Genomic DNA, 24,294 nt, shown 5'->3' with positions numbered 1-24,294 from the left:
ACAGGTTAAATTGAGAATTGGGCATCGGCCATCGGGCATCGGGCATCGGGCATCGGGCATCGGGCATCGGGGATGGGAAGTCGAAAGTTCAAACATTCTTTATTCTTCCTTTTTCCTTCTTCAGGCTTGACTTCTTCCCTCCGACCTCTTCCTTCTTCCTTCTTCATCATTGACCGATCGCATTCCAAGTTTTAGGCGAGCGGAAAATGCACCCGTTCGAGGCGGATTGCTAGCCTAAATTTGTTTCTTTTCATTAAATATAGTACATAAAAGTACAAGTTATCGGTCAAAATACTTAACCGTTCTCCCTGACCGGAAATTTGGGTGCAAGCCCCTTCTGAGCGTGGCCGGCTTTAATTATTTTATTGAAAAAGCGTCCCGACGTTCGCTCATGGTTGTGGTATAATCAGGTAGGAGGATAGAGCAAATGTTTAATTTAACCTACGAATTCAAACTTAAACCAACAACGGGACAGACAGCAATCTTTGAGGATTGGCTAGAACAATGCCGTCGCGTGTATAATTACGCATTAGCTGAACGTAAAGACTGGTTTAAGTCTCGTAGTTGTCAGATTAACGCTTGCTCTATCCGATCTGAGTTCATCATAGGAGCCGAAACAAAACGACCAACTTATGCCAGCCAGTGCAAAAGTTTAACTACGGCTAGGGCAAACATACCCGCTTTGGCTGCCGTTGCCGTACACGTTCTACAACAGACACTGAAAAGACTTGAAAAAGCTTTTGTAAGTATGTGGGAACAAAAGCACGGTTTCCCTCGCTTTAAGAAAGCAGGAACAATGCGATCGTTTGTATTCCCACAATTGGGGGTTAACCCCGTTCAAAATCAAGCGGTGAAGCTCCCTAAAATTGGTTTGGTTAAGTTTCATCAATCACGTCCTATCCCTGATAGTGCAACGATTAAACAAGCAAGGATAGTCCGTAGGGTTAGCGGTTGGTACGTGATGTTAACGCTGCAATGGGACCTGTCAGTGCCATCTGTCATGCCTCACGGTAAAGGTATTGGGCTCGATGTTGGATTAACTAATTTCCTAGCAACTTCTAACGGTCTTTTAGTCAAACGTCAAAAGTTTTTCGTCGATGCAGAACGCAAGCTTAAATTGCTGCAACAAAGTGTCAGTCGGAAAAAACTCGGCTCGAACAATTGGCGTAAAGCTCAGAAGAAAGTCGCCAAACTGCATGAGTACGTTGCTAACTGTCGGAAAGATTGGCATCGCAAATTATCTCATCAAATCTGCAAAGACGTGGGGATGATTTTCGTTGAGAATCTGAATCTGATTGGGCTGTCTAGGGCGATGCTAGGGAAACATTGCTTAGACGCAAGCTGGGGTCAGTTCTTCACGATCCTAGAGCAAACTTGTTTGAAATATGGCGTGTACTTTCAGAAGGTAAGCGCCCACAAGACAAGTCAGACTTGCCCTAACTGCCTAACGGAAACGGGTAAAAAAGAGCTCTCAGAACGTACTCATTCATGCTCGAATTGCGGCTATACAACCGACAGAGACGTTGCAGCAGCCCAAGTAGTTCTAATTAGAGGACTTGCAGCCGTAGGGCATACGGTCAAGATGCTTTCTGAGGGTAAATTCGTCGGAATCCCTGCGAAGAAAGAATCCCCATGCCTTTAGGCTGGGGTATGTCAACGCTGCACATTCTCACAACCCTGCAACCCTGCAATTCTTTTATCCTCCTGCGTTTGCCGTAGCTTTTGCCCTCGCGCCAAAGCTACCGGATGCGATCGCTATGAGCCAAGCAATCTTTGATCCCATAAATCGTCCGCTCTTGTTGATCCCTCGACAGTTCCGGAAACATCGGCAAAGACAAGACTTCGCGACAAACTTGCTCGGCCTGTGGCAACTGACCGACAACATAGCCCAACGATTTGTAAACAGGTTGCAGGTGCAAAGGTAACGGATAGTAAACCATCGAACCGATGCCGCATTCCTGCAACTGAGATCGCATCCAATCTCGAAAATCGCCAGAGGGATTTTGCGCGTCTTCTGGACTTGTCAGCCGGATCGTGTATTGATTCCAAACTCCTTTTGCCAAGGGCAATTCTTTGGGGACGGCAACTCCGGGCACGCGGGAGAGAAATTCGCTGTAAAGTGTGGCGTGAGAACGTCGCTGGGCGTTCCAACTGTCGAGATATCGCAATTTAATGCTGAGAATCACCGCTTGCAGGGCATCTAAACGGCTGTTGTATCCGATTTCTTCGTAGAAATACCTAGAAGACTGTCCGTGTTCTTTGAGCATTCGCATTTCTGCTGCGAGGGCTGGATCGTTTGTCGTCACCGCGCCACCGTCACCGCAAGCGCCTAAGTTTTTGGTCGGATAAAAACTGAAGCAGCCGACATGGCCGATGCTGCCGACTTTTCGAGACTGCCACTGGGCGCCGACAGACTGGGCGCAATCTTCAATTACGGCTAAATTGTGTCGAGTCGCAATTTCCATCAACCGAGTCATGTCTACCGGTTGGCCGAAGATGTGCACTGGCATAATTGCTTTGGTTTTTTCGGTAATTGCCGCTTCGAGGAGCTCGACATCCAGATTAAAAGTCCCGCTGTCAATATCGACAAATACTGGAGTCGCGCCGACGGCGCTAATTACCTCAGCCGAAGCAAAAAAGGTAAAAGGAGTGGTAATGACTTCATCGCCGGGGCCAATTTTGAGAGCACGCAAAGCCAAAATCAAGGCATCGGTGCCGGAGTTGCAGCCAACGCACTCGGAAACGCCGATGTAGTCGGCGAAATCTCGTTCAAAACTCTTGACGACTGGGCCGCCTACGTAGCTGCCAGAGGCAAGCACTTTTTGCACCGCAGCGGTTATCTCGTCGCCAATCTGCGCGTATTGGCGGGTTAAGTCGAGGGGGGGAACATTATTCACTCTTCACACCACAAATTTCAAGCATTATCAAAGCAAATTCTTGCAGCAAAACTGTTTCCCAGAAACGTTTATTCAAATATCTTATATTTGGACAGGCAAACAATCACGTTATCGAAAGGGTGGGCCGGTGTTAATTCCGCTAGATTTTATAGATTTGGGTTGGGCTTTGGGGATGGTGGCGATCGCGATCGGGCTTTCGGCGTGGCAGGGATTGGGATTGGAGGGGGCGATCGCGATCGCGGCGGGGCGCACCCTGATCCAGCTAATCTTAGTCGGGTACGTGCTCGCAGTCGTATTTGACCCCGAGGGGAAAAATCCTTGGCTGGTTTTAGCAGTTTTAGCAATCATGCTGACAACAGCTAGCATGGTTGCCAGCAACCGCACCAGCAAAAAAATCAAGAACTTACTGCCCTTGGTTTGGGGTTCAATTTTTATCAGTACGGCCTTGACTCTCGCCTATACAAACTTGCTAATTTTGCAACCTGACCCTTGGTACGAACCGCAATACCTGATTCCTTTAGCGGGTATGATTTTGGGCAATGCCATGAACTCCGGGGCGATCGCGGGCGAAAGACTTGTGAGTACAGTTAATAGCAGCCAGTTAGAAATAGAAACCCATTTAAGTTTAGGTTCGACGCCGCAGCAAGCAGTAAAGCAGTACCGCAAAGATGCGATCAAAGCTGGATTAATCCCGCTCTTAAATACAATGACGGTGGTAGGAATCGTAACTTTACCCGGGATGATGACAGGTCAAATGCTGAGCGGTGTCAGTCCTCTCGATGCAGCATCTTACCAGATTTTGATTATGTTTGTGTTAGCGCTGGCAACTGTAATCGCAACTCTGCTGTTGACTGAGGGATTGTCGCGGAAGTTTTTCAATCAAGATGCACAATTGATCAAATGGTGATTGGGCATTGGGCATTGATAATTGGTAATATAATGTAGGTAGGAACTTGCATCTAACACTATTTTTAAGAACAGGCAAGATGCCTGTTCCACAAGACTTAAATTTTCTTGTGGGGTGGGCATCTTGCCCGCCCGAAAAAAATAATTTAGATGCCAGACAGCTTATCTATTAAACCCGCAGTATTTTTAAGAACAGGCAAGATGCCTGTTCCACAAGACATAAGCTTTCTTGCCCAACAGGCAAGATGCCTGTTCCACAAGACATAAGCTTTCTTGTGAGGTGGGCCCAACAGGCAAGATGCCTGTTCCACAAGACTTAAATTTTCTTGTGGGGTGGGCTTCTAGCCCGCGCAAGATGCCTGTTCCACAAAGAGTGAGTTATCTTGTGGGGTGGGCTTCTAGCCCGCCCCAGTCATCACTAAGGAGAATAGCCATGATTCAAATAGCAGTTAAACCGCTAACTTTTGAAGAATTTGCGGAAGGGAAACCAGAAAACGGACGTTATGAACTGCACAACGGAGAGATTGTTGAAATGTCACAGCCATTAGGAAAGCATGAGAAAGTTATAGGTTTTTTAGCCAAAAAATTGAGCGCGCAATTCGATCGATTAAACCTTCCGTACTTCATCCCGAAACAAGCATTAGTTAAGTCGCCAGAAAACGAATCAGCTTATTCCCCCGATGTTCTGATCTTAAATGAAACCAATTTAGCATCAGAACCTCTTTGGGAAAAGTTCTCCACTGTGACTCAAGGCGCATCAATTCCGATCGTTGTTGAAGTAGTTAGCACTAACTGGCAAGATGACTACCTCAGAAAAGTAGGGGAATACGAACTAATCGGCATTCCCGAATATTGGATTGTGGATTATCTCGGTTTGGGGGGTCGCAGATTTATTGGCAATCCCAAGCAACCGACTATTTCGATTTATCGGTTGGTTGATGGTGAGTATGAAGTTAGTCAATTTCGGGGAGATGACAACATCGAATCCGCAGCTTTTCCCGAGTTGAAATTGACAGCGCAACAAGTTTTTCAATCTGGATTGACTGCGGGTGAAATTGCTGGAAATACTGATATCGGGTAGGGACACGGCATTGCCGTGTCCTGTATTTCATCGCCGTAGCGTGTATTTTATCCGCCCACTGAGATCGCCTGTGAGGCTAGGCTTATTTCTAGGCTTTGCCCGATCGCCTGATCAGGACACTGACAACTTGTCCCGGCTGTGGGCCTGGCTGCAACTTACTCCAATCCCCGACAGCGGCAAATCCCAGCTTGTATAGAGTGTGGATGGTTTCTAACACGGCTTTGCGGGAACCGACAACCGATATCCGCACGACTTCTTGTTCGGATAATGCTGAGTCGGAGTTTGGACGATCGTCTGGGAGGGCTGGGCTAACGAACGAGTTATCCTCAGGCACGAATTCCTGTGACATAATATGGTCTCCTGGTTTTTGGTTTTCGAGGAAAACCCAAAAACCCAGCCGCCCCGCACAGTAACGACAAGCAGGGCGGCTGCAGAGAATGCTAAGATTCTCAATCAGCCTCCAGACTGGCGTGAACAGTTTGGCGGTTAGCTGTCCATTGCTGTTCCAGCAGCTTTGGGCAGTGCAACTAGATTTTCGGGCGACGCGGGCTGCTTCATCTTCAGGCAAAGCAACCTTAATTTCACAGCGTAGCCGCAATGGGGGGCCGCCGTCAATGGATTTTAGATTTTAGATTTTAGATTTTAGATTTTAGATTTTAGATTGTGCTCCAACAACTCGAACAAGCCGGACTCTCTCTCTGAAATTTATCCCTAGAATTAATACTCTTTCACAAAATCTCGATGAACCCAGAGAAATTCGCGGCGTTGGTTGTGCACCCGCACTCTTACCACAGGGCATTGCGGTGTCCTGTGTTAAATTACTCTTTTATATCATGTCCGATCGATCGCGCATAATACATAGCCGGGGCGGGTTTTTGAGATTGTCGGTTTTTGGCAAATATTATTGGTGAACCCGCCCCTACAGGAATCAGGGTAATCGACCGGACATGATATTACTCAGCATATCCAATGATTGGAATTAATCGTTCCTCGATTTCCTTAATATAGGCTGTTAAGCCTGTATCAACACCTTTTTCTCGCAAATATTCCAGAGGCGTCTCTTCCCAGCACTGTTGTTCGCGCTCCATTCTGCCACCTGTTAGCTTTTCGACAACTACTTTAGGATTTCTAAGGCGATCGGGTTCTGTCAATGAGTTGCGTAGTCTGTGTGACTCCTCGCAAGGATTAAACGTCAATTGTGTCGTTATCTCTTTAAGGATTTGTTTTTCCTCTCGATCAGATGGAATAAACCCATTCAAAACCCAGGCTTCCCGCATTCTGTCGGGTGTACCAATAATAATTGCTAATTTAGGTTGTCGATCGCTCTGTTCTGAACAGGCTCGATCGTGTTCTGAACAGGCTTGCTCAATACCTTCTCTTCGTTAAAAGGTGTTCGGTTATCCCCCAGTAAATCCCTGAAAACCGATTTGACACAAGTCCTTCGTTGCGTTAGTATAATATCAGGAGTATCGTGAACCAAAAATTTTTGCTTCTGATATCCAAAAGTCTCTCATCAGAGGAGAGGGACTTCGTTGCGGAAGCTGGTAGAATGGCGCAGATGGCTACACCGATTGTCTACGTGGCAACCAAGCCACGGAAAAGGTCGAAAAGCGTGCCTCCAGCAGACGGGGGCGAAGCAGGGAAAAGCAATGAATGAACTCATAGGTGAAATTAACCGCGTTCTACAAATCCGTAGAACGTTAGGTGTACTAGGTTCAGCCCTCGCCATTTGCTACTTGGTCTTCGTCAACAAGTCTCCTTTATTCTTAAAACTGAATAACTTATAGGTCTTCGGCGTTGCTGAATGCAGCTATGAAAGGCTCGCTCGAACCCCGGAGACTGACTCTAAATCTTGAGCAATCATACCCATATTCCGCAACGCAGTAACTGTCAGCTTGATTATCTAAATCTCGAATAAAGAAAGGAGCGTGAATTAAATAATTTGCAGAAGCCTGTGGGATGGGCGTCTCGCCCGTCTATAAGCGACGGGCGAGACGCCCATCCCACGATTTTTGTAGGGGCGGGTTCACCAACAATACCTGCGAATAATTGACCATCTCAAAAACCCGCCCCGACCGGGATATTATGGTTAATCGATCGGACATGATATAAGTTGTTAGCGCGCATTTAATTGCAACAATCATGTTTCTTGAAACAATGAGTGGGGCGTTGCTCCTAGCCCGCCCCAAAAACTAAAATTAAATGCCGTAACAGCTTACTTCGGTTCGTGACTCCCAATCCGCTTGCCTTCGGCATCGTACACCTGCAGCGGGATTTTGGCGTTTTCTGCGATCGCCTCCAAGGCTTTTTGCAAAGTTTGAACGTGCTTTTCTACAGCTTGGCGAGTCTTAGTAGAGTTGTTGTTTTCCGCTTGGATGAAAGTTTGTTGCAGTTTCTGCACGTAATTAGGAGTCATCTGCACGGCAATCAAATCTTTGCTAACAGTATAGTCGCAAATCTTGGGGTTGCCTTTACAAGTTCTATCTAAATCCGTGCGGGCTTTTTGCACTTTTCTTTCTTCCTGCAACCTTACTTCTGCTTCCTGCAAGGAAGTTTTGTAGGAAGCGAGCAGCGGTTGGGCTTTCTGGGAATATGAAGTTGCCGCCGGCACTTGCTCCGCGTAACTCAAAGCTCGGCGCCAGTATTCTGATGCTTTAAACCAGGCGTTTTTGCCCTCAAAAATTCGAGCTTCCGCTGCTAAAGTCACAGCTTGAGTATAGGCATTTTCCGAAATTCCTTCGACATTTTTGCGCTCTATCGCTTCTGAAAGTTTGGTTTCGTATTTGGGAACTAACAGTTTAGCTTGTTGGTAAGATGTCGTGCCCGTGGCAATTTCTGATAGGATTGCGAGGGATTCTTCCCAACCTGCTTGCACTTGAACCCAAGTCTCGGCTGTCTGAGCTACTGCTTCGCGAGCTTCTGCTATTTGGGCTGTATTTTTGGCGGCGAGCAGCGTTTTTTCGGCTTGTTTCTCTGTGCTTAACTGCCGATTTCCTGTTGCTACATTCTTCCGGTATTCCTTCGTTTTTCTCTGAGCAAACGGATAAACAGGGCTGTCTGTGGGGATTTCTCCGAGTTCGGCGATCGCACTTTGCCACAGAGCTTGCGCTTCCTGCCCGTCCTCGGCAGAATAAGGCGGATTTTGGGTTTTCTGGGCTGCTGACTGTGCGAGGCGCGCTGCATCGATCGCAGAGTTTAAATGTTGATTTTGCGAACGGTACTTTTCCAGGGCGCTTTGAGCTTCACCGCGATGACTTGACCATGAGGGAATCGGTTCTAAAAGGGCGATCGCCTGTTTTAACTGTCGCTGCGCTTCTTCGGGGCTGTCGGCAACTTTTGACGTTTTCAGCGTCTTCGTCGAATTCTCGCTCAACTGTTTGGCATTAGCTAATGCAGTACATTCTCCGATGACGCAGGGGCGGCTCAGCAGATAATAACCGCCTGCCAAAACTAGCGCCGCGATGCTGACGATTCCAGCAGCAGCCAGCATCGCCAACGGTGAATGCTTGGGTTTTTGGGCAACTGTTACCGCTTCCATATCCAGCGGATTGAAGGGATTGTCTGCAATATCTGTCGGTATTGCAGCTACCTTAAAGGCGATCGGATCGGAATTGCTGGAACTCTCAGACAAATCGGGAAAATATTCTTCACCCCCCGCGTCTTTAATATCCGTTCCTAACCCTATCTTTTCCTCTACATCCGGCGTCTCGGCCGCATTTTCTGTTAAGACTATCCCCGTTTCTGCTGCCGGGATATTCTCGGTTTTTTTGAACAAATGCACTGTTTTGGGTCTTGACAAAACCGGGTGGTGCATGGTAAAAGAATGGAAAGCATAAGGCTGTTTTTGCCCGGTAATTTTTAGGCAAAGTCCAATCTGTTGAATAGCTTCGGGTTCAATTTCGAGAATTGCCGCTTCTAGCACCGCAAAAGTCGGTTTTGCTTTGAGAACTAAACTGCGCGGGTGTTCTCCCACAACCGTTAAAGATTCATCTCGAAAATCGCAACTAATATAAAGCGGTAAATTTTTAAATCCGGCTGCTTGCAAGTGCTGCTGCAACTTTACTTCGAGAATTTGTGCGTTGCTTTGTCGCGTTGCTACTGTCATATTTTTTCCTCTCTCTCAACTCACCACTTTCGATTTTAGATTTTGAATTTTAGATTTGATATCATGTCCGATCGATTAACCATAATATCTCGGTCAGGGCGGGTTTTTGAGATGGGAGATTGTTGGCAGGTATTGTTGGTGAACCCGCCCCTACAAAAATCGCCGTCGCTCGACCGGACATGATTTGAGATTGCGGAACAGTCTGGCTTTTTGATTTGTTTGAACTTTGGCACCGATTAATTCCAAATCTTAACTCTTAAAATTCAAGTTGCTACAAAATCTCAACTCTCAAATCTCAACTTGCAACGCCTCTCCATAACTTTCGCTGTAACAAACTTGAGTCACGTCAAAACGCCCGCCATATTGTTTTAAAGGTGCTGCTGCATAACCAAGCGGCAGCAAACAGCAAACATCTACTTCTTCGGGAATTTGAAAGGCTTCTTTCACGTGAGCGCTGACAAAACCTTCCATCGGACAACTGTCTACTCCAAAGCTTTTAGCTGCAATCATTAAGTGAGCTACTGCGAGCATTGTATGTCTGTTTGTCCAAGTTTCTAGGGACTCGAAGCAGGGACGGTTATCGAACAATTGCGGGATTGCTTGTCGCATATAACCGGCTAAATTGTCATTCATTGCGCCTGCGGCTTTGCCCAATTCGATGACGGCTTCGGTGTTTTCGTGTCCGGTGGCGCGCCGATCGCCACAGCAGATTAATACTGTTGGGGCTTCTACCACTTGGCGCTGATCGAAGGCGCAAGCTTTTAATTTTTCCTTGCTGGCTGGGTCTTGAAGTACAATAAACCGCCAAGGCTGCAAGTTGAAACCCGAGGGCGATCGCACTCCCAACCGCAAAATCTCTGCCAATATTGCTGGGGGAATCGGATCGGGTTTGAAGCTGCGCGCGGCCCGGCGGCTTTCGATCGCGGTTTTAGCATTAATTGAAGGTTGGATTTCAATTGTCATGGATAATCCTAATGGGTAATTGGTAATTGGTAATTGGCAATTGGGTATCCGGTATCGGGTAGTGGAAGTTGAAAGTTACAAGTTCAGTCCAGGACGCATAACCTAATTATTTAGGGTGCGCCGCGGGCAGCTTACGCCGAGCCAGGAATTGGGAATTGTACCAGTTCCCCAAAGAATGTAACTCTAAAGAATATCCCAACCATTATGCAGTCAGTCATTCCCAATTTTTTAATCGAAAATCGAAAATCGAAAATCGAAAATGGTATCATCCCAAGCCCAACTCGCGCTTGAGCAAATTAATCGACTTAGAGCCGATGTAATTTTCGCAGCATACCAGTTGCGGGGGACGAATAATATCTTCTCTGGCGGCATTAATGGCAGCTTTTACTGTAGCAAAACTCGGTTGGTCGCAGAAAATTGTTCTGGCCGATCGCACGATCGAGTTAATCTTGTACTCGTCTGACAGCAAGGCCGTCATCACCAGCAAATCCTCTCCCCGGATGCTGTGGATGATGACTTGGGTCGATCGCAGCATACCCGAACTCAGGCTGACAAGACCCAAATAACTGTCTTTCGGCAAACCCCCAACTAGCTGGATTTCCTGGCCGTAGTCGTAGATGTCTACGGGAATAACTCGCACCGAACGCGGAGCCGAAATCGATTCTGCTTCTCCGATAAAATATCGGCTGGTGATCACAGTTCCCGAAGAGATTTGGTCCAAAAAAGTACCTAGCTCTTCCATCGGCACTAACTGTATGGGAATGCGGAGAGCTTGTTCGAGTTCTTTCGCCATCAGCTCGCCCACGCCGATGTCTTCTGTGGGGGCTGTGACGACCACTCGGGCGCTGCACCTGAGCCGCCAGTCAATTTCGGCCAAAAATAATTCCCTCGCTTGGTTGAGCGTACAGCCCTGTCCCAGCAATTGATCCATACTTTCTTGGACTATTTTGTTGGCAAGGGGATATTCTTCGAGGATCGGGGATTTGAGTTTGCTGCCACCTTCGTGGCCTTGAGCGCGGACGTAAATGCCCGATCCTGCTTGGGCTTCTACCAGTCCGGTATTTTCGAGCTGTCGGTATACTTTGCTGATGGTGTTGCGGTGCAAACCCGTCTGCATGGCTAGCTGTCTGGTGCTGGGCAAGCGGTGCCCGGGCGGAAATTGTCGCGAGGCGATCGCAAACCTGATTTGATTGAATAGTTGGGTGGATGCTGGAATTTCGCTATCTGTTTGAATATGAAATTGAACCATTATTAAAGGCTCCTAGGACTTCAACTTAGTATTTTTATAACGTCGAGTACCGCGCATCGGATTGCTCGGATATCTCTGTCTATAGCATAATCTTATTTGGCTGCTCTGCTGCAGCCGTTATGCGACAGGGCGATCGCCTCTTCGAGGCGATCGATCGCAGCCTCCGGAATTTCCCCCAACAATCAGGTACATTCAAGTCTAAGTTTTATTTACTCTCAGATTTTGAGAGCGCTTGCTGTTTTTGGGCCCGTCAGGAAATAAGTCCGCATTTCCCCTTGACCTTTAATATCGATCGAGCCGCGCTCTTCAAATTCATATTTATCCCGCAGCAACTCATAAGTATAGGAGCTAACTTGAATGCGACCTGGTACGCCGTGAGATTCCATGCGGCTGGCTGTATTCACGGCATTTCCCCACAAATCGTAAATGAATTTTTTAGTGCCGATTACCCCTGCTACCACCGGGCCGCTATTAATCCCGATGCGGAGGTCAAAACTCGCCTCTAGCTTTACATTTAATTCATCAATTGCTACTAGCATATCCAGCGCCATTTCGGCGCTCGCTTCTGCGTGGTCTGGGCGTTCAATGGGAATACCGCCTGCTACCATGTAAGCGTCCCCGATCGTCTTGATTTTTTCTAAGCCGTGCTTCTCAGTCAGTTCGTCAAAACTTGAGAAAATTTCATTCAGCAAGTATACTAATTTAGTTGCAGACATGGTGGTAGAAATTTGGGTAAAATTCACCAAGTCAGCAAAAAGAATTGTTGCTTTTTCAAACTTGTCTGCAATTACCCCCGGTTCCTCCTTCAACCTTTCGGCTATCGGTTCTGGCAAAAGATTTAGCAGTAAATTTTCAGTTTTGTTCCGTTCTTTCCTGAGTGCCGATTCCATTTTCTTACGCGTGGTGATGTCGTGAAAAAACACCGAAATGCCGTCGCGGCTCGGAAAAACCCGGACTTCCCACCACACTTTTAAGGGACGATAATATTTTTCAAAAATCACTCCAACTTGTTTCGCTACAGCTTTATGATACTGATCGTAAAATACGGAATTTACTAAGCCGGGAAACTCTTCCCAAAAATTTTTACCAAAAAGTTCCTCCGGCGAGCGCTGCAAAAATTGCGCTGCTTTGTAATTGACGTAACTAAATCGCCACTGGGTGTCTAAAGCAAAAAAAGCATCGCTCATTCCTTCTAAAAAATTGACAATTTGCTCGTCAGTTGAACGGAGCTTTGCTTCTACTTGTTTGTTCTTGATCAGTGCGCGCTTTAATTTAGTCAGATTTATTCGCAACTCCATTTGGTTGATAATTTGCCTTCCTAAAGTCTGCAGCGCTTCTAGCTGTTCTGGGGTGAGATTGCGAGGAACTGTATCTATCGCGCACAAAGTGCCGATCGGGAAACCGTCAGGAGTGACTAGCGGCGCTCCAGCATAAAACCGAATATTTGGCTCGGAAGTTACTAGCGGATTGCCCGCAAAGCGATCGTCTTCTAGAGCATTGGGTACAACTAGCAATTCGTTGGGATTTAAAATAGCGTGGGCGCAAAAAGCTAACTCTCTCGGAGTTTCCGGCGCTTCCACACCGACTTTTGATTTAAACCACTGTCGGTTAGAATCTACTAAGCTTACTAAAGCAATAGGAGTTCCGCAAATATAAGAAGCTAAAGCTGTTAGGTCATCAAAAGCTTCTTCGGCCTCTGTATCGAGAACATTGTAGCGGTAAAGTGCTTTTAGCCTCTCTTCTTCATTGCTAGGAAAAGGTGCAGCTTGCATCGGCGGCGGCGGCGAGGATACACGCTTGCGAAAAGTGCGCGCCAGTATCCGTGCTGCGAATTTTTGGACTTGCGCGGCAAGTTTTTCAACTAGCATCAAAAGGCTTATTTGCCAACCTTTATTCATATTTTTTTATTTTTTCTCACACTTGATTGAGATGGGGGCGCTCTCTGTAATTCCATAGATACTTATGCACTTAGCGCAACTAACTCTTCAATCTCCAGAGCTTTTGTTGGCAATTTCCCTGTCAATACTTCTCTACCCTCTTCCATAACAAGTATATCATCTTCTATGCGTATTCCCCGGACATCGGCGAATTTTTCCAACTCGTCCCAGTTAACAATATTTTTATATTTGGCGCGATTTTCAGAATTATTCAAAATAGCCGGAACTTGATAAAATCCCGGTTCGATCGATACCAGCATTCCCGGACGCAAAACTCGATTCAGCCGCAAAAAACCCAACCCAAACCGGCTGCTTCTCGTTCTCCCTGCTTGATAGCCAGCCAAATCTCCTAAATCTTCCATATCGTGAACATCCAAACCGATTAAATGTCCGATTCCGTGCACAAAAAACAGCGCGTGAGCGTCCATTTCAACCAACTCGTCAACATTGCCCCGCAAGATACCTAAATCGACCAACCCTGCCGCCATAACTCGAGCAGCTAACAGGTGAATGTCTAGATATTCCACCCCCGAACTAATGCAATCAATACAAGCATCGTGCGCTGCCAAAACCACATCATAAATCGCTCTTTGAGTCGGAGAAAACTTGCCAGAAACCGGCCAAGTGCGAGTCACATCAGCCGCCCATCCCGTTGATGTTTCTGCACCGACATCTGCTAACAGCAAATCTCCTGTTTGTAGGGGATTGTGATAATGTTCGCTGTGCAGGACTTCCCCGTGCACAGTCACAATACTGGGATAGGCATAGGTCATATTTTCCGAAATGATGACACTTTCCATTGCAGCGCGCACCCCTGCTTCAATTTGAGCTTTTCCAGTTGTCGCCATTCCCGCTTTGTGAGCTTCTATGGTGACAGCCGCAGCTTGACGCAATTCGGCCAAACTGCCTGCATCGTGGCTCAGGCGCAGAGATACGATTGCCTTGGTTAATTCTAGGTCAAGTCCGGTTGGCGACTTGGGCGGTGCCAGAGGGCGATCGAGAATTTGAGACTGTTGCAACTGAGTGAAAGAATCCTGAACGGCGATAGTTGCTGCATTGGTGGATCGCGATTTCAATTGCGCCATTGGGAAAGCAGCATCAGCCCCAATTAGTTCCGCAATTTCTGCTCTTTTCGGCATTTCTCCGTGCCAAAGAGTGCTGCTAGCAGGTGCATCATCTAAGAACAGTTCTAATTTGCCCGCTTCTAAGCGAATGGCAGCATTTTCTAAGGGCAAACCAGCAAAATATAGAAAGTGACTGCTGGCGCGAAAAGGAAAAGTCAGAGCCGGATAGTTGCGAGGAATGCTGCAGCCAGACCAGAGAATTGTCGGAAAATTAATTAAAGTGGCCAGTTTTTGTCGCCGTTGGTGTAGAATATGTGCTAAAAACTTATCACTTTGTGTAATTTTCATGGGTAAAAACCGATTATCTTGAGTTTGGTTGGCAGTAAGCAGCGAGTCCTTTCATTCTCGGCATTCAAGCACTAAAGTCCTGACGGCAAACTTGGCAGTCATTTTTGGGAAAAAGTCTCATCTTTATTTTATTCTTTGCTATCAACTCTTGGGTTGCCTTTTTGATCATCTTTGTCCTCATCGCCGGCATGATTTTGTGCAGCAATAACACGGCCAGACTGCTAGGACAAAAAGGCTGAAAGTGCGACTGCGACGGCAATTAGCCGGGCCGGCGGCTGCACCCGCGACCGGCAAAATTTGTTGGTCGGGTTTTTGTTAAATGCGTGACCTGAGCGATCGCCTCTCTTGACTATTTGATATTTTAGACTTTAAAGTATAAGTAAATTTACCGAAAAAAACATGAAAACTTCTCACAAAGCTCCTCAAACTTCGGTGCAAGTACGCGACTGGCCCATAGCACACTTACCGGGATTGAGCAAGGAAAACCAAGCTCAACTGGAAGAGTGCAGCATCACCACAACCGAACAACTAATTCGCATGACCAAAACCCCTGCTGCGAAAGCGTTACTAGCGCATCAATTACAGGTTAACATTCAAGATGTTAATAAATGGGTAGCGATGGCAAAATTGGCTCGAATTCCGAGTGTAGGCTGTCAATATTGCGGGCTGTTACTTCACGCCGGGGTTGCTTCTGCGGATCAATTAGCTGAAATGCCCGTAGAGAGATTGCACCAACAAATCTTAAAACTGCACGTAGCGACAATGCAGCGCAATGACTTGACTCCTGGGGTCGATCGCGTGCAAAAATGGGTTCAACAAGCTAGATTAGTCAGGAGTGATTAGTCATTAGTTAGCAGTCAGTTGTCAGTTGTTAGTTATTATTAGCAAACAGTCAACAGTCAACAGTCAAAAGTCAACATTCAACAGTCAACAGTCAACAATCATTATGTCAATTCAAGTTTACGGAATCCCGAACTGCGGAACCTGCAAAAAAGCTTTCCAGTGGCTTAAAGATAGCGCTGTTACTTACGAGTTCATTAACACAAAAGAACAGCCGCCGACTCGCGAAACAATCCAAAGCTGGGTAGCTGCTTTGGGTTTTCAACCCATGCGAAATACTTCCGGCCAATCTTACCGCGCTTTGGGCGAGTCCAAGAATAATTGGACTAGCGAAGAGTGGGTAGAGGCTTTTGCAAAGGATGCGATGCTGCTGAAACGTCCTCTTTTTGTTAAAGATGGAACGGCTGTTTTAGTAGGTTTCAAAGAAGACGCAATTCGAGAAAAATTGGGGCTTTCAAAGGGCTGAGTTCAGCCTGTTGTTCGGCGCAAAAACTTAATTTCGCCCACGTCATCCGAGAAACCCCAACGCTCGTAAAACGGTATCATGTTCGGCAAACAATTAAGATAAAAATGCTCGACAGTTTGCAATTTGGGATGATTTAAAACTGCATCCATCAACTTTGCACCCAGTCCCATCTTTCTGTGTGTCGGCTTGATAATGACATCAAAAATCATCGCTCTGTAGACAAAATCGGTGAGGACGCGGGTAATGCCAATTAGTCGTGAAGCGTAGCTATCCCGCTCTTAATCGCACTCATCGACCAAACCAATGATAACATCAGTAGAAGCCAGCATTTTCACAACATCCTGCCGCGTCCGCTTGTCGCTCCAAAACTCGTTTTTGTATAAATCCATCAAGTCGGAAACCTGGCTTTCGGTCAATCGATTTTAGATTTTAGATTTTAGATTTTAGATTGACCCCACGGATAAATGCGGGGGCTTGAGGATTTTCGATTTTCGATTTTGGATTCCACGGATAAATCACGTGGCGGGTACCATCAAGAAATTCGCTTGTCAAAATTTCGACAATTCGGTACTTATCCATTTTATCGGTCATACTCAACTTTACCGTAATCTAGTTTAATTGCGCGATCGGCTAAATCAAAATAGCGGTCATCGTGACTAATCACAAACACCGTTTTCCCCCGCCGCTTCAACTCCGGTAGCAACTGCTTGTAAAAAATATCCCGGAAAAACGGGTCTTGATCCGAAGCCCATTCATCAAACAAATAAATCGGTCTATCTTCCAAATACGCCGTCAGCAAAGCCAGCCGCTTTCGCTGTCCCTGAGACAAAGCCGTAGTTGACAAAACTCCATCTTTCACCTGAACTTTATTTTCCAAATGAAACTCTCGCAAATATTCAGCAGCCTGCTTGTCCAAATCGTGATTAGTCATCCCCAAAAGCCTTTCAAACAGATAGAAATCCGAATAAATCGCAGAAAAATGCTGCCTGTACCACTCTCGATTTTCCTCAGTAATTGGCTGACCATCTAGGAGAATTTTTCCCGATTCAGGAATGTACAAACCAGTGATTAACTTAGCTAAAGTAGACTTCCCGCTGCCATTCCCGCCAATTATAAACACCAATTGACCCGGATGAAACTTCAAATTTAGCTCGCCCAAACTAAAATTGCTGTCTTCTTTTTCTCCCGGATAGCTGTGAATTACTCGATTTAACTCCAGCGTCTCCCACTGAGCCGTGTCAGGCAGTTTAACCGTTGAATTTATCTCAGCTTGACTTGCCAAAGCCAAACCCATCCTCTCTATCTTTTCCACAGAAGTATTAGCACGAAAAAGCGCCGGCAACCTTTCCAAAATATTCTGAAACGGAGACATCAAATAGGTACTTGTCAGAATGTAAGCTGACAAAATCGGAGTAGAAACCGGCACAAATTTGGGTACAACAAATAACAACAAACCCATCAGCATAAAAAACAGCAACTGCCCAACTCCGATCGCAACTGCACCAGTATTCAAAGCAGTCACGTTATAATTGCGGGAAGCATCAGCACTCACCTGCAATTCTTCCGTAAAAAACTCTTGGCGGCGCAAGGAATGCAGTTTTAGTTCCTTAATTCCATCAGTAATACTGCGGAAATGCTTAAACAATATATCTTGTTCTTCTCTGGCTAAATCGAAGAATTTTCGCATTTTATTGATCGACAACTGCACCGTGCCAATCGTCAGCACCAGAAAACAAAATACAACAACAAAAACTGTACCCGAAATCGTGCTTAAATAAGTTAAGCAGCCGACAACAACGGCGATATCAACACAGAGAAAAGGAATCAAAAATATAGTATTAGAAAGCGTTCCCACATCATCTGTGAGAGTTGCCAGCAAGCGATTAGCGCCCAACTCTTCCAAATTCCGCAAAGGAGTAGACAAAATGCCACGGCTCAAACTCAGCCGCAGATTGTAAACAGCTTCTTGAGAAAGGTAGATTAACAAAAATTGGGATACAAAGCCACTCAAAAGAGCCAAGATTGCTAATCCCGCAAAATACCAGACTAAATTACCATTGGAATTGTCGCTGATTGCCCGATTAATTAAGGAAATTAGCATAGCGCTGCAACCGCCGCTGATTAAGCCTGTGAGTATGGCGATGGAAACATTTAACCAAGAAGCTTTTAACAGTAACCAAATTACATTCATCTAATTTTACTCTTAATTTAACTTTTGAAACTGTGGTGCAAACCAACCCAATCCCCGACTTCTTGGTAACAATCTCGATTACAACTGAATAAATTTGATTCAGCAGTCGGGACTCTTGATATTCGCATCCCCCAATAGCATTAATTTTCTTCTTGTACTTCCGTTTCCTGGGTTTCAAATACGACCAGCTCATAAATATCGAGCATCGACATTTGCACTTCCACTGAAGCGAAGGAAACTATTGCTAATTCTCCCTCATATTCCCGAAACAACCATTCATTTGATTCTGTTTTAATATATTGTGCGACTAAAAACTCAGATTGATTGACTAACACATATTCACGGAATTCAGGGATCGATCTATAAAACCGAAACTTATCCTCCCGATCGAAATCCTTGGTAGACTTAGAAAGCACTTCCACAATCAGCACAGGATTGAGTATTTCATCTTTCCGTCCCTCTGTGCAAACTAATTCTCCTTCAACTACCATCACATCTGGATAAGTCCCGCGTCGATACCGAGGAATCCACAACCGCAAATCGCTCATAAATGGTCTGGCATTCTTTCCCCGCAAAGCAGATTTTAAGAACGCATAAATATTACCGATGATCTGGCTGCGATCAATACTACCACCACTCATTTGTACAATTTCTCCATCGCGGTATTCATTTCTAAACTCAGCAGTTTCCTCTAACTCCCGGTACTCATCTGGAGAATAAATTTTTTTCTTACTTTGTACTAACATTGTTGCCTCTGTACTAACCTTAATCTGCGTTAATCTGCGTTAATCTGCCTACATCTGCGGTTAAAAATCCTACTTAACAGTATATCACACCAAAAAAGAAACGCCCAACTTCACAAAGTAAAGCTAGGCGCGTTTCAATATTTCAAAACCAGGAAAAATTAATCCCGGCGAGACAACAAATTAGATTCAACTTTCGCCGCCGAAATCGGTACAACATGACTCAATGCTGACTGCAACATGGGAGTTTTGGTGACAGAATCGTTGGCTAAATTAAACAAAGGATTAGACAAAATTCCCGCCAAACTGGTCGCAACTAACGTGAGTACAACGCTGACCTGCAAAGGCCGCATTCCCTGAAGGTTCCAACGAACTTCGGGATAATTTTTCACCGCGTTTGACATCTCTTGAGGTTCCTTCACTACCATCATCTTGACAACGCGGATGTAGTAGTAAATCGAAACCACGGTGGTAATTAATCCGAGGATAACTAAGCCGTAAAGTCCAGCTTGCCAGCCTGCCCAGAACAGATAAATTTTGCCGAAAAATCCAGCCAGGGGCGGAATTCCGCCGAGAGAAAGCAGGCAAATACTCAACGTTAAAGTTAGCAGCGGGTCTTTTTGATACAAACCCGAGTATTCGCTAATTTGGTCGGTTCCAGTCCGCAGGGAGAACAGAATGATGCAGGCGAAAGCGCCCAAGTTCATAAACACGTAAACCAACAGATAAAATATCATGCTGGAGTAACCGGCTTCTGTGCCTGCAACCAAACCAATCATTACAAAACCGGCTTGGGCGATCGACGAATAAGCCAAAAGGCGCTTCATGCTAGTCTGGGCGAGGGCAACCACATTTCCCAACACCATGCTGAGAATGGCTAAGGCCGTGAATACGAAGTGCCACTGTTCGGTAAGTGCGGGGAAAGCACTTGTTAACAAGCGGATTGCTAGGGCAAAACCGGCTGCTTTGGAACCGACTGAAAGGAAGGCAACAACGGGTGTAGGAGAACCTTCGTAAACGTCAGGAGTCCATTGGTGGAAGGGAACCGCAGAGATTTTGAAGGCGATGCCGGCGATCGCAAAAACCAAAGCAATCACCAAACCGAGAGATTGACCTTCATTCACAGTAGAAAGGTTAGCCGCGATCGCACTCAGCTTAGTTTCGCCGCCAGACAACCCGTACAGCAGCGAAAGCCCGTAGAGAAACACTGCCGAAGAAGACGACCCAATTAACAAATATTTCAAAGCAGCTTCATTGGAACGCGGGTCGCGTTTTGTGTAACCCGTCAGCAAATAAGACGAGATACTCAGAGTTTCCAACGAAATAAAAATCATCACTAACTCATCAGCGCCGCTGAGGAACATTCCCCCCAAAGTAGCGGTCAGCAAAATGCCGATAAATTCCGCTAAAGCAGTACCGGTTTGCAGTACATAGCGGACGGATATCAAAATAGTGACAGCCGTAGTCAAAGCGATAATTCCGCGAAACACTAAACTCAAGGCATCGCTGTTAAAACCGCCCAGAAACGAGATGGTATCCGTGTTATCCCACTGCAAAAACAAAGCAGCGACGGCGGCCAGCAAACCTGCAACGGCAACGTAGGGAGTCCAACCCGAGGAACTGCGGCCTACGATTAAATCGCCGACGAGAACCACCAAGAGGGTGATGATGACAATTCCCTCTGGCAAGATAGTTCCAGCATTTAGCTGGGCGGCAAGAGTAGCAAAATCCATATTTTCACGCAGGTTGGGTAGTACAAGCCGAAAAGGCTGTAAAGGGCTGTGAACTTGTAAAAATTCTTTACCAAACACAGATTGTAGCGGATTACAGCTTCGCGAGCCCAGTTGGGCGGGTGTTTGTTGCCGGGGAGTTGATACTCGGTAGCGGTTTTGCATACATTTGCGGGCATTGTAGAGATTGCTGACTGATGTCACCGGGGACGAGAGTCGCGATCGACCATAACTGCCACAATGTAGAAAGTTAAACCAGTAATTTGGCATGACTGACTCGCTTGCGTGCCTACAAACGGCAGATTCTCAATGACTTCAACAACCGCCCCGACTACGAGAATGAATTTCACCAAAAATTTTGGGCGTAGCGTAGCGGAGGGCTGAAGCCCGGTCCTTCTAGGACGGCTTTTTCTTCGTCTTTCTTAATCTGAACTCTAAATATTTCTTAATGAGTTATCCGGCTTTTTGTTGTACTGTATTATAAATCCTAGGAGGATTCAGTGATGTTTGGTTGTCAACAAAATCTAATTCGAGCTGATTCAGATATTCAAGCAGTTCTTGAGTATCTGTGTTCCGAATCGGCAAAGCTTACTAATTGCGGTATTTACTATTCTCGCCAGATATACTTTAAAACTGGCAAGATTGCGAACCGCGCCAAGTTGCACAAAGTTTTGGGGACTGAGAATAGAAACTTGCACTATCAAGCGTTCTATTCAGATACAGCTCAGCAAATTTTGACGGGGGTAGCAGAGTCTTTTAAGTCTTTTATGGGCTTACTCAAAGGAATTAAAAATGAGACAGTTACACAGCACCCTAAATTGCCAGGATATCGTAAAGGTGGAATGGCACTTGTAACATTTACGGGAAGGTCAGTAAAACTTAAAAATGGAATGCTGCGATTTCCCTTGGGAAGCAAGGTTAAATCGTGGTTCGGGTTAGATGCGTTTTTCCTGCCAATGCCATCCAATCTAGATTTTAAAGCGATCCGAGAGTATCGGATTCTTCCCCGTAACGGCTGCTTTTACTTGGAATTAATTTACAAAACAGAAGATGTCCAAGCAAATGTAGACCCTACCAAATGCTTGACAATTGACCACGGCGTGGATAACTGGCTAACCTGTGTGAGCAATGTTGGCACAAGTTTTATTGTTGACGGCAAACATCTCAAGTCCATCAATCAAGGATACAACAAACGGGTTGCTTTTCTAAGGTCAGGAAAAGTTAACGGCTACTGGTCTAAAAGGCTGGCTGGCTTGACCGAGAGACGGAATCGCCAAATGCGAGATGCCGTCAACAAGTCAGCAAGAAAGGTAATTGACCACTGCTTGAAAAATCGAATAGGGACGGTTATTTTCGGTTGGAATAAGGGACAAAAAGAGTCTGCCAATATGGGAAGCAAAACTAATCAAAAATTTGTGCAAATCCCTACGGGCAGACTGAAGGATAGAATATCTCAACTGTGTGGGCAATACGGTTTAAGGTTTGTTGAAACTGAAGAATCATATTCGTCTAAAGCTTCGTTTGTCGATAATGACTTGCTACCTAAAATCGGCGAAAAACCCGAAGGGTGGCTTCCTAGTGGCAAACGAGTTAAGCGCGGTTTGTACCGGACAGCTCAAGGTTGGCTAATTAATGCAGATTGCAACGCTGCGGCGAACATTGGTAGAAAAGTAGCGATAATGCTTGGACTCGATCTAAGCGGAATCGGTAGAGGTGCTTTGGCATCGCCTTTAAGACTCAAATTGTGGTCTTAAGAATCTCCGTGGCGTTGACTCCCGGAGAGTGTCAAAAACAAGCTGCAACTCGGTTAGTAGAATTGGCAAAAGTGCGCTCGGGCCAGCTTGTTCTAGATATCGCCACCGGAACAGGTTTAGCGGCGATTGCGGCCGCGGAGGCTGTTGGTTCTGCTGGCAGTGTGTTGGGAACTGACTTTGCTGCGGGAATGTTGCGGCAAGCTCAGCAAAAAGTTACCGATTTAGGATTGACAAATATCGAGTTTGAGGAAGCAGACGCAGAATTTTTGGCATGAGGTCACAATGTTTTTTATAGTTTGCTATAAATCTAATTCACCAATTTTGTTTGTGGGAAATATCAAGCTAAGGCAAGAGGAAAAATTATGCCTGTAAGTAAACCGATCGTAGATAGTATTTGCGTCGAGGCTTCATGTATTGGTAATCCGGGTGATGTTGAATACAGAGGCGTGCATACAGCAACCGGGGAAGTAATTTTTCACAAGCGTCCCATGTCAAATGGCACGAAGGAACTCGCAGAATTTTTAGCAATTGTTCATGCCCTAGCTCATCTCAACAATCAAGGTAGGAACATACCTATTTATTCCGCTTCGGAAACAGCTATTCTGTGGGTTAGAAGCAAGAATGTGCGGACAAACTTGGAACCCAGTGAAAATAACGAAGAAATATTTAACTTAATTGAAAGGGCATTAAGTTGGCTAAAAAATACAAATTACACCAATGCTGTCTTGAAGTGGGATACTTCAGCTTGGGGCAAAATTCCTGCTAATTTCGGTGGGGAACACCCGTTAATAAATCCGTCCCAACAGACTGTTCAACAACGGCAAACAATTGAAAGCAGCGTTAATTTAACAGGGTCGAGAAGCATTGAGCAACGAGTTAATATTGTTATTTATGGAAAAACTTATCCTGTTAAGGAGCAGTTGAATAAAGCCGGACTGAGTTGGAATGATAAGGCATGGATAGGAGCTTTGCCACTGGATAAGATTGAGAGATTGAAACAGTTATGCCGTGACTATGACATCCAGTATACGATTAAAGGAGATGGATTCCAAGAGTCCAGACTTGCCAGAGGTTCTCGCCCCATCGCGAGTTCCAAGATTGCGGCCGTCATGGGAGAAGGAAAGTTTCAATGGGAAATTGAAGAGACTTTTGATATTGAAGGTTTGCGGCACCGGCAACGCAGATCGAAGGATCGAAGTTAGAAAAGGTGAAATTAGTTCAATATTGCGCCGCAGAGTGCGATCGTCAGCAACGCCGCTGCTGCACAAATATGGTTCCAGATTGTTTAGTTGGCAAGGTAGCTAGCCCATAGTTTCGCGCCGTCAATCGATTTTAGATTTTAGATTTTAGATTTTAGATTGACCCCAGGGATAAATGCGGGGGCTTGAGGATTTTCGATTTTCGATTTTGGATTGATTCCACGGATAAATCCGGGGACTTGTACCATCAAGAAATTCGCTTGTCAGTGCTACTAGGCTCGAATTTTGCCATTGCTTCGTTTAGCGGTACATTAAATGCGATCGTCACTCACTGCTAAATACACGATCTGTCAGACCTCGCACCCTGATGCGGATGGGACTTTTTTGCACAAATCTCTCAAATATTATTTCCAGCCTCAACTCTTGACTCTTTATGCTCTGAAACAGCCTACCTTGTCTCTTCCCGAATTCCAACGCCTCCAGGCCGGCGGTCTCCGGACAAGCCCGTTAGGTCGAGGAAGCTGCGAAAATCAGGTTTTTTAATCAATACCAGCTATCTTTCGTCGCAGTTCCCCCGAAATTTTTATTTATCCTCTTGACAGGGCTGGCTATTCGGAGGTTAAGGTGATGGCGGAGGATGCACTTAGGTCGATCGGACTCAAGAAAATATGAGTCGCCTTTTCTACACTAGGAATGCTTTAGATAGTATGTCTAAACTACTCAATTACATCTGTATCTTTATTTGGCTCTACCGAACCTAGTATGTAAAAAAGTTAATAAATTTTATAAAAATTGGCTATAAAATCTAAAAATTAGGCGCT

The 24,294-nt window shown here is 45.7% G+C and carries 23 protein-coding genes; 8 read left to right on the top strand and 15 right to left on the bottom strand.

Annotated elements, in window-relative coordinates:
- Nucleotides 1-5 precede the first annotated feature (5 nt).
- Entirely contained in the window at nt 6-170 is a 165-nt protein-coding gene (locus tag QUB61_RS17190; RefSeq protein WP_333130500.1) for a hypothetical protein, read from the bottom strand.
- Between the two features lie 257 nt (nt 171-427).
- Here QUB61_RS17190 and QUB61_RS17185 point away from each other — a divergent pair, with 257 nt between their 5' ends.
- Nucleotides 428-1,642 (top strand): transposase, encoded by a 1,215-nt coding sequence (locus tag QUB61_RS17185; protein WP_333130502.1) that lies wholly within the window; start codon nt 428-430, stop codon nt 1,640-1,642.
- A gap of 97 nt (nt 1,643-1,739) precedes the next feature.
- Here the strand turns inward: QUB61_RS17185 and QUB61_RS17180 are convergent, their stop codons facing one another.
- Nucleotides 1,740-2,897, bottom strand: coding sequence for a DegT/DnrJ/EryC1/StrS family aminotransferase (locus tag QUB61_RS17180; protein WP_333130504.1), 1,158 nt, complete (start codon nt 2,895-2,897; stop codon nt 1,740-1,742).
- 127 nt (nt 2,898-3,024) lie between these two features.
- Here QUB61_RS17180 and QUB61_RS17175 point away from each other — a divergent pair, with 127 nt between their 5' ends.
- Nucleotides 3,025-3,804, top strand: a complete 780-nt coding sequence (locus tag QUB61_RS17175; RefSeq protein WP_333130506.1) for an ABC transporter permease — start codon at nt 3,025-3,027, stop codon at nt 3,802-3,804.
- Between the two features lie 432 nt (nt 3,805-4,236).
- Nucleotides 4,237-4,884: a Uma2 family endonuclease gene (locus QUB61_RS17170; protein ID WP_333130508.1), complete on the top strand. Its 648-nt coding sequence runs from the start codon at nt 4,237-4,239 to the stop codon at nt 4,882-4,884.
- 88 nt (nt 4,885-4,972) lie between these two features.
- On the opposite strand, the gene QUB61_RS17165 is transcribed toward QUB61_RS17170, so the two are convergent.
- The 7 genes from QUB61_RS17165 to QUB61_RS17135 form a co-directional block, all read right to left on the bottom strand.
- Nucleotides 4,973-5,482: a hypothetical protein gene (locus QUB61_RS17165; protein ID WP_333190062.1), complete on the bottom strand. Its 510-nt coding sequence runs from the start codon at nt 5,480-5,482 to the stop codon at nt 4,973-4,975.
- A 355-nt stretch (nt 5,483-5,837) separates the two neighbouring features.
- A complete protein-coding gene (locus QUB61_RS17160) occupies nt 5,838-6,080 on the bottom strand; it encodes a hypothetical protein (RefSeq protein WP_333130512.1) in 243 nt (80 codons plus the stop codon).
- A gap of 1,019 nt (nt 6,081-7,099) precedes the next feature.
- Entirely contained in the window at nt 7,100-8,989 is a 1,890-nt protein-coding gene (locus QUB61_RS17155; protein ID WP_333130514.1) for a hypothetical protein, read from the bottom strand.
- A 288-nt stretch (nt 8,990-9,277) separates the two neighbouring features.
- On the bottom strand, nt 9,278-9,952 hold the full coding sequence (locus QUB61_RS17150) for a nitroreductase family protein (protein WP_333130516.1): 675 nt from the start codon (nt 9,950-9,952) through the stop codon (nt 9,278-9,280).
- 265 nt (nt 9,953-10,217) lie between these two features.
- A complete protein-coding gene (locus tag QUB61_RS17145; RefSeq protein ID WP_333130518.1) occupies nt 10,218-11,201 on the bottom strand; it encodes a GntR family transcriptional regulator in 984 nt (327 codons plus the stop codon).
- Between the two features lie 215 nt (nt 11,202-11,416).
- Nucleotides 11,417-12,973 (bottom strand): adenylate/guanylate cyclase domain-containing protein, encoded by a 1,557-nt coding sequence (locus QUB61_RS17140; protein ID WP_445300254.1) that lies wholly within the window; start codon nt 12,971-12,973, stop codon nt 11,417-11,419.
- A 188-nt stretch (nt 12,974-13,161) separates the two neighbouring features.
- Nucleotides 13,162-14,550, bottom strand: coding sequence for an aminopeptidase P family protein (locus tag QUB61_RS17135; RefSeq protein WP_333130522.1), 1,389 nt, complete (start codon nt 14,548-14,550; stop codon nt 13,162-13,164).
- Nucleotides 14,551-14,949: 399 nt separating this feature from the next.
- Between QUB61_RS17135 and QUB61_RS17130 the strand changes: the two genes are divergently transcribed.
- Both QUB61_RS17130 and QUB61_RS17125 read left to right on the top strand, forming a co-directional pair.
- Nucleotides 14,950-15,393, top strand: coding sequence for a DUF4332 domain-containing protein (locus tag QUB61_RS17130; protein ID WP_333130524.1), 444 nt, complete (start codon nt 14,950-14,952; stop codon nt 15,391-15,393).
- A gap of 103 nt (nt 15,394-15,496) precedes the next feature.
- Nucleotides 15,497-15,856: a Spx/MgsR family RNA polymerase-binding regulatory protein gene (locus QUB61_RS17125; RefSeq protein WP_333130526.1), complete on the top strand. Its 360-nt coding sequence runs from the start codon at nt 15,497-15,499 to the stop codon at nt 15,854-15,856.
- A 2-nt stretch (nt 15,857-15,858) separates the two neighbouring features.
- Here the strand turns inward: QUB61_RS17125 and QUB61_RS17120 are convergent, their stop codons facing one another.
- From QUB61_RS17120 to QUB61_RS17095, 6 genes are all read right to left on the bottom strand, one after another.
- Nucleotides 15,859-16,107 carry a GNAT family N-acetyltransferase gene (locus QUB61_RS17120; protein WP_333130543.1) on the bottom strand — a complete coding sequence of 83 codons (249 nt, stop codon included), beginning with the start codon at nt 16,105-16,107 and terminating at the stop codon, nt 15,859-15,861.
- A gap of 27 nt (nt 16,108-16,134) precedes the next feature.
- On the bottom strand, nt 16,135-16,272 hold the full coding sequence (locus tag QUB61_RS17115; RefSeq protein WP_333130528.1) for a hypothetical protein: 138 nt from the start codon (nt 16,270-16,272) through the stop codon (nt 16,135-16,137).
- 164 nt (nt 16,273-16,436) lie between these two features.
- On the bottom strand, nt 16,437-18,047 hold the full coding sequence (locus tag QUB61_RS17110; RefSeq protein ID WP_333130530.1) for a cyclic peptide export ABC transporter: 1,611 nt from the start codon (nt 18,045-18,047) through the stop codon (nt 16,437-16,439).
- A 140-nt stretch (nt 18,048-18,187) separates the two neighbouring features.
- Nucleotides 18,188-18,793, bottom strand: coding sequence for a Uma2 family endonuclease (locus QUB61_RS17105; RefSeq protein WP_333130531.1), 606 nt, complete (start codon nt 18,791-18,793; stop codon nt 18,188-18,190).
- A 158-nt stretch (nt 18,794-18,951) separates the two neighbouring features.
- Nucleotides 18,952-20,523: an NAD(P)H-quinone oxidoreductase subunit N gene (locus tag QUB61_RS17100; protein ID WP_333130545.1), complete on the bottom strand. Its 1,572-nt coding sequence runs from the start codon at nt 20,521-20,523 to the stop codon at nt 18,952-18,954.
- Nucleotides 20,524-20,720: 197 nt separating this feature from the next.
- Nucleotides 20,721-20,870, bottom strand: coding sequence for a hypothetical protein (locus QUB61_RS17095; protein ID WP_333130533.1), 150 nt, complete (start codon nt 20,868-20,870; stop codon nt 20,721-20,723).
- Between the two features lie 153 nt (nt 20,871-21,023).
- Between QUB61_RS17095 and QUB61_RS17090 the strand changes: the two genes are divergently transcribed.
- From QUB61_RS17090 to QUB61_RS17080, 3 genes are all read left to right on the top strand, one after another.
- The gene (locus QUB61_RS17090; RefSeq protein ID WP_333130535.1) at nt 21,024-22,274 is read left to right on the top strand and encodes a transposase; all 1,251 of its coding nucleotides are present in this window, start codon (nt 21,024-21,026) and stop codon (nt 22,272-22,274) included.
- Nucleotides 22,265-22,549, top strand: coding sequence for a methyltransferase domain-containing protein (locus tag QUB61_RS17085; protein WP_333130537.1), 285 nt, complete (start codon nt 22,265-22,267; stop codon nt 22,547-22,549). Before QUB61_RS17090 ends, QUB61_RS17085 begins: the two co-directional genes overlap by 10 nt.
- Nucleotides 22,550-22,636: 87 nt before the next feature.
- A complete protein-coding gene (locus QUB61_RS17080; RefSeq protein ID WP_333130539.1) occupies nt 22,637-23,476 on the top strand; it encodes a hypothetical protein in 840 nt (279 codons plus the stop codon).
- The last annotated feature ends 818 nt before the right edge of the window (nt 23,477-24,294 follow it).

This window comes from Microcoleus sp. C2D2 (genome assembly GCF_036702495.1).
GTDB lineage: Bacteria > Cyanobacteriota > Cyanobacteriia > Cyanobacteriales > Microcoleaceae > Microcoleus.
The sequence above is the reverse complement of the archived record's forward strand: the minus strand, read 5'-3'. Positions and strand labels throughout refer to the sequence as shown.

What these genes read in the sequence shown, in the direction of transcription:
- QUB61_RS17190 (WP_333130500.1), bottom strand. Translation starts at nt 170, where the DNA reads ATGATGAAGAAGGAAGAAGGAAGAGGTCGGAGGGAAGAAGTCAAGCCT.
- QUB61_RS17185 (WP_333130502.1), top strand. Translation starts at nt 428, where the DNA reads ATGTTTAATTTAACCTACGAATTCAAACTTAAACCAACAACGGGACAG.
- QUB61_RS17170 (WP_333130508.1), top strand. Translation starts at nt 4,237, where the DNA reads ATGATTCAAATAGCAGTTAAACCGCTAACTTTTGAAGAATTTGCGGAA.
- QUB61_RS17155 (WP_333130514.1), bottom strand. Translation starts at nt 8,989, where the DNA reads ATGACAGTAGCAACGCGACAAAGCAACGCACAAATTCTCGAAGTAAAG.
- QUB61_RS17150 (WP_333130516.1), bottom strand. Translation starts at nt 9,952, where the DNA reads ATGACAATTGAAATCCAACCTTCAATTAATGCTAAAACCGCGATCGAA.
- QUB61_RS17145 (WP_333130518.1), bottom strand. Translation starts at nt 11,201, where the DNA reads ATGGTTCAATTTCATATTCAAACAGATAGCGAAATTCCAGCATCCACC.
- QUB61_RS17140 (WP_445300254.1), bottom strand. Translation starts at nt 12,973, where the DNA reads ATGCAAGCTGCACCTTTTCCTAGCAATGAAGAAGAGAGGCTAAAAGCA.
- QUB61_RS17135 (WP_333130522.1), bottom strand. Translation starts at nt 14,550, where the DNA reads ATGAAAATTACACAAAGTGATAAGTTTTTAGCACATATTCTACACCAA.
- QUB61_RS17130 (WP_333130524.1), top strand. Translation starts at nt 14,950, where the DNA reads ATGAAAACTTCTCACAAAGCTCCTCAAACTTCGGTGCAAGTACGCGAC.
- QUB61_RS17125 (WP_333130526.1), top strand. Translation starts at nt 15,497, where the DNA reads ATGTCAATTCAAGTTTACGGAATCCCGAACTGCGGAACCTGCAAAAAA.
- QUB61_RS17110 (WP_333130530.1), bottom strand. Translation starts at nt 18,047, where the DNA reads ATGAATGTAATTTGGTTACTGTTAAAAGCTTCTTGGTTAAATGTTTCC.
- QUB61_RS17105 (WP_333130531.1), bottom strand. Translation starts at nt 18,793, where the DNA reads ATGTTAGTACAAAGTAAGAAAAAAATTTATTCTCCAGATGAGTACCGG.
- QUB61_RS17100 (WP_333130545.1), bottom strand. Translation starts at nt 20,523, where the DNA reads ATGGATTTTGCTACTCTTGCCGCCCAGCTAAATGCTGGAACTATCTTG.
- QUB61_RS17090 (WP_333130535.1), top strand. Translation starts at nt 21,024, where the DNA reads ATGTTTGGTTGTCAACAAAATCTAATTCGAGCTGATTCAGATATTCAA.
- QUB61_RS17080 (WP_333130539.1), top strand. Translation starts at nt 22,637, where the DNA reads ATGCCTGTAAGTAAACCGATCGTAGATAGTATTTGCGTCGAGGCTTCA.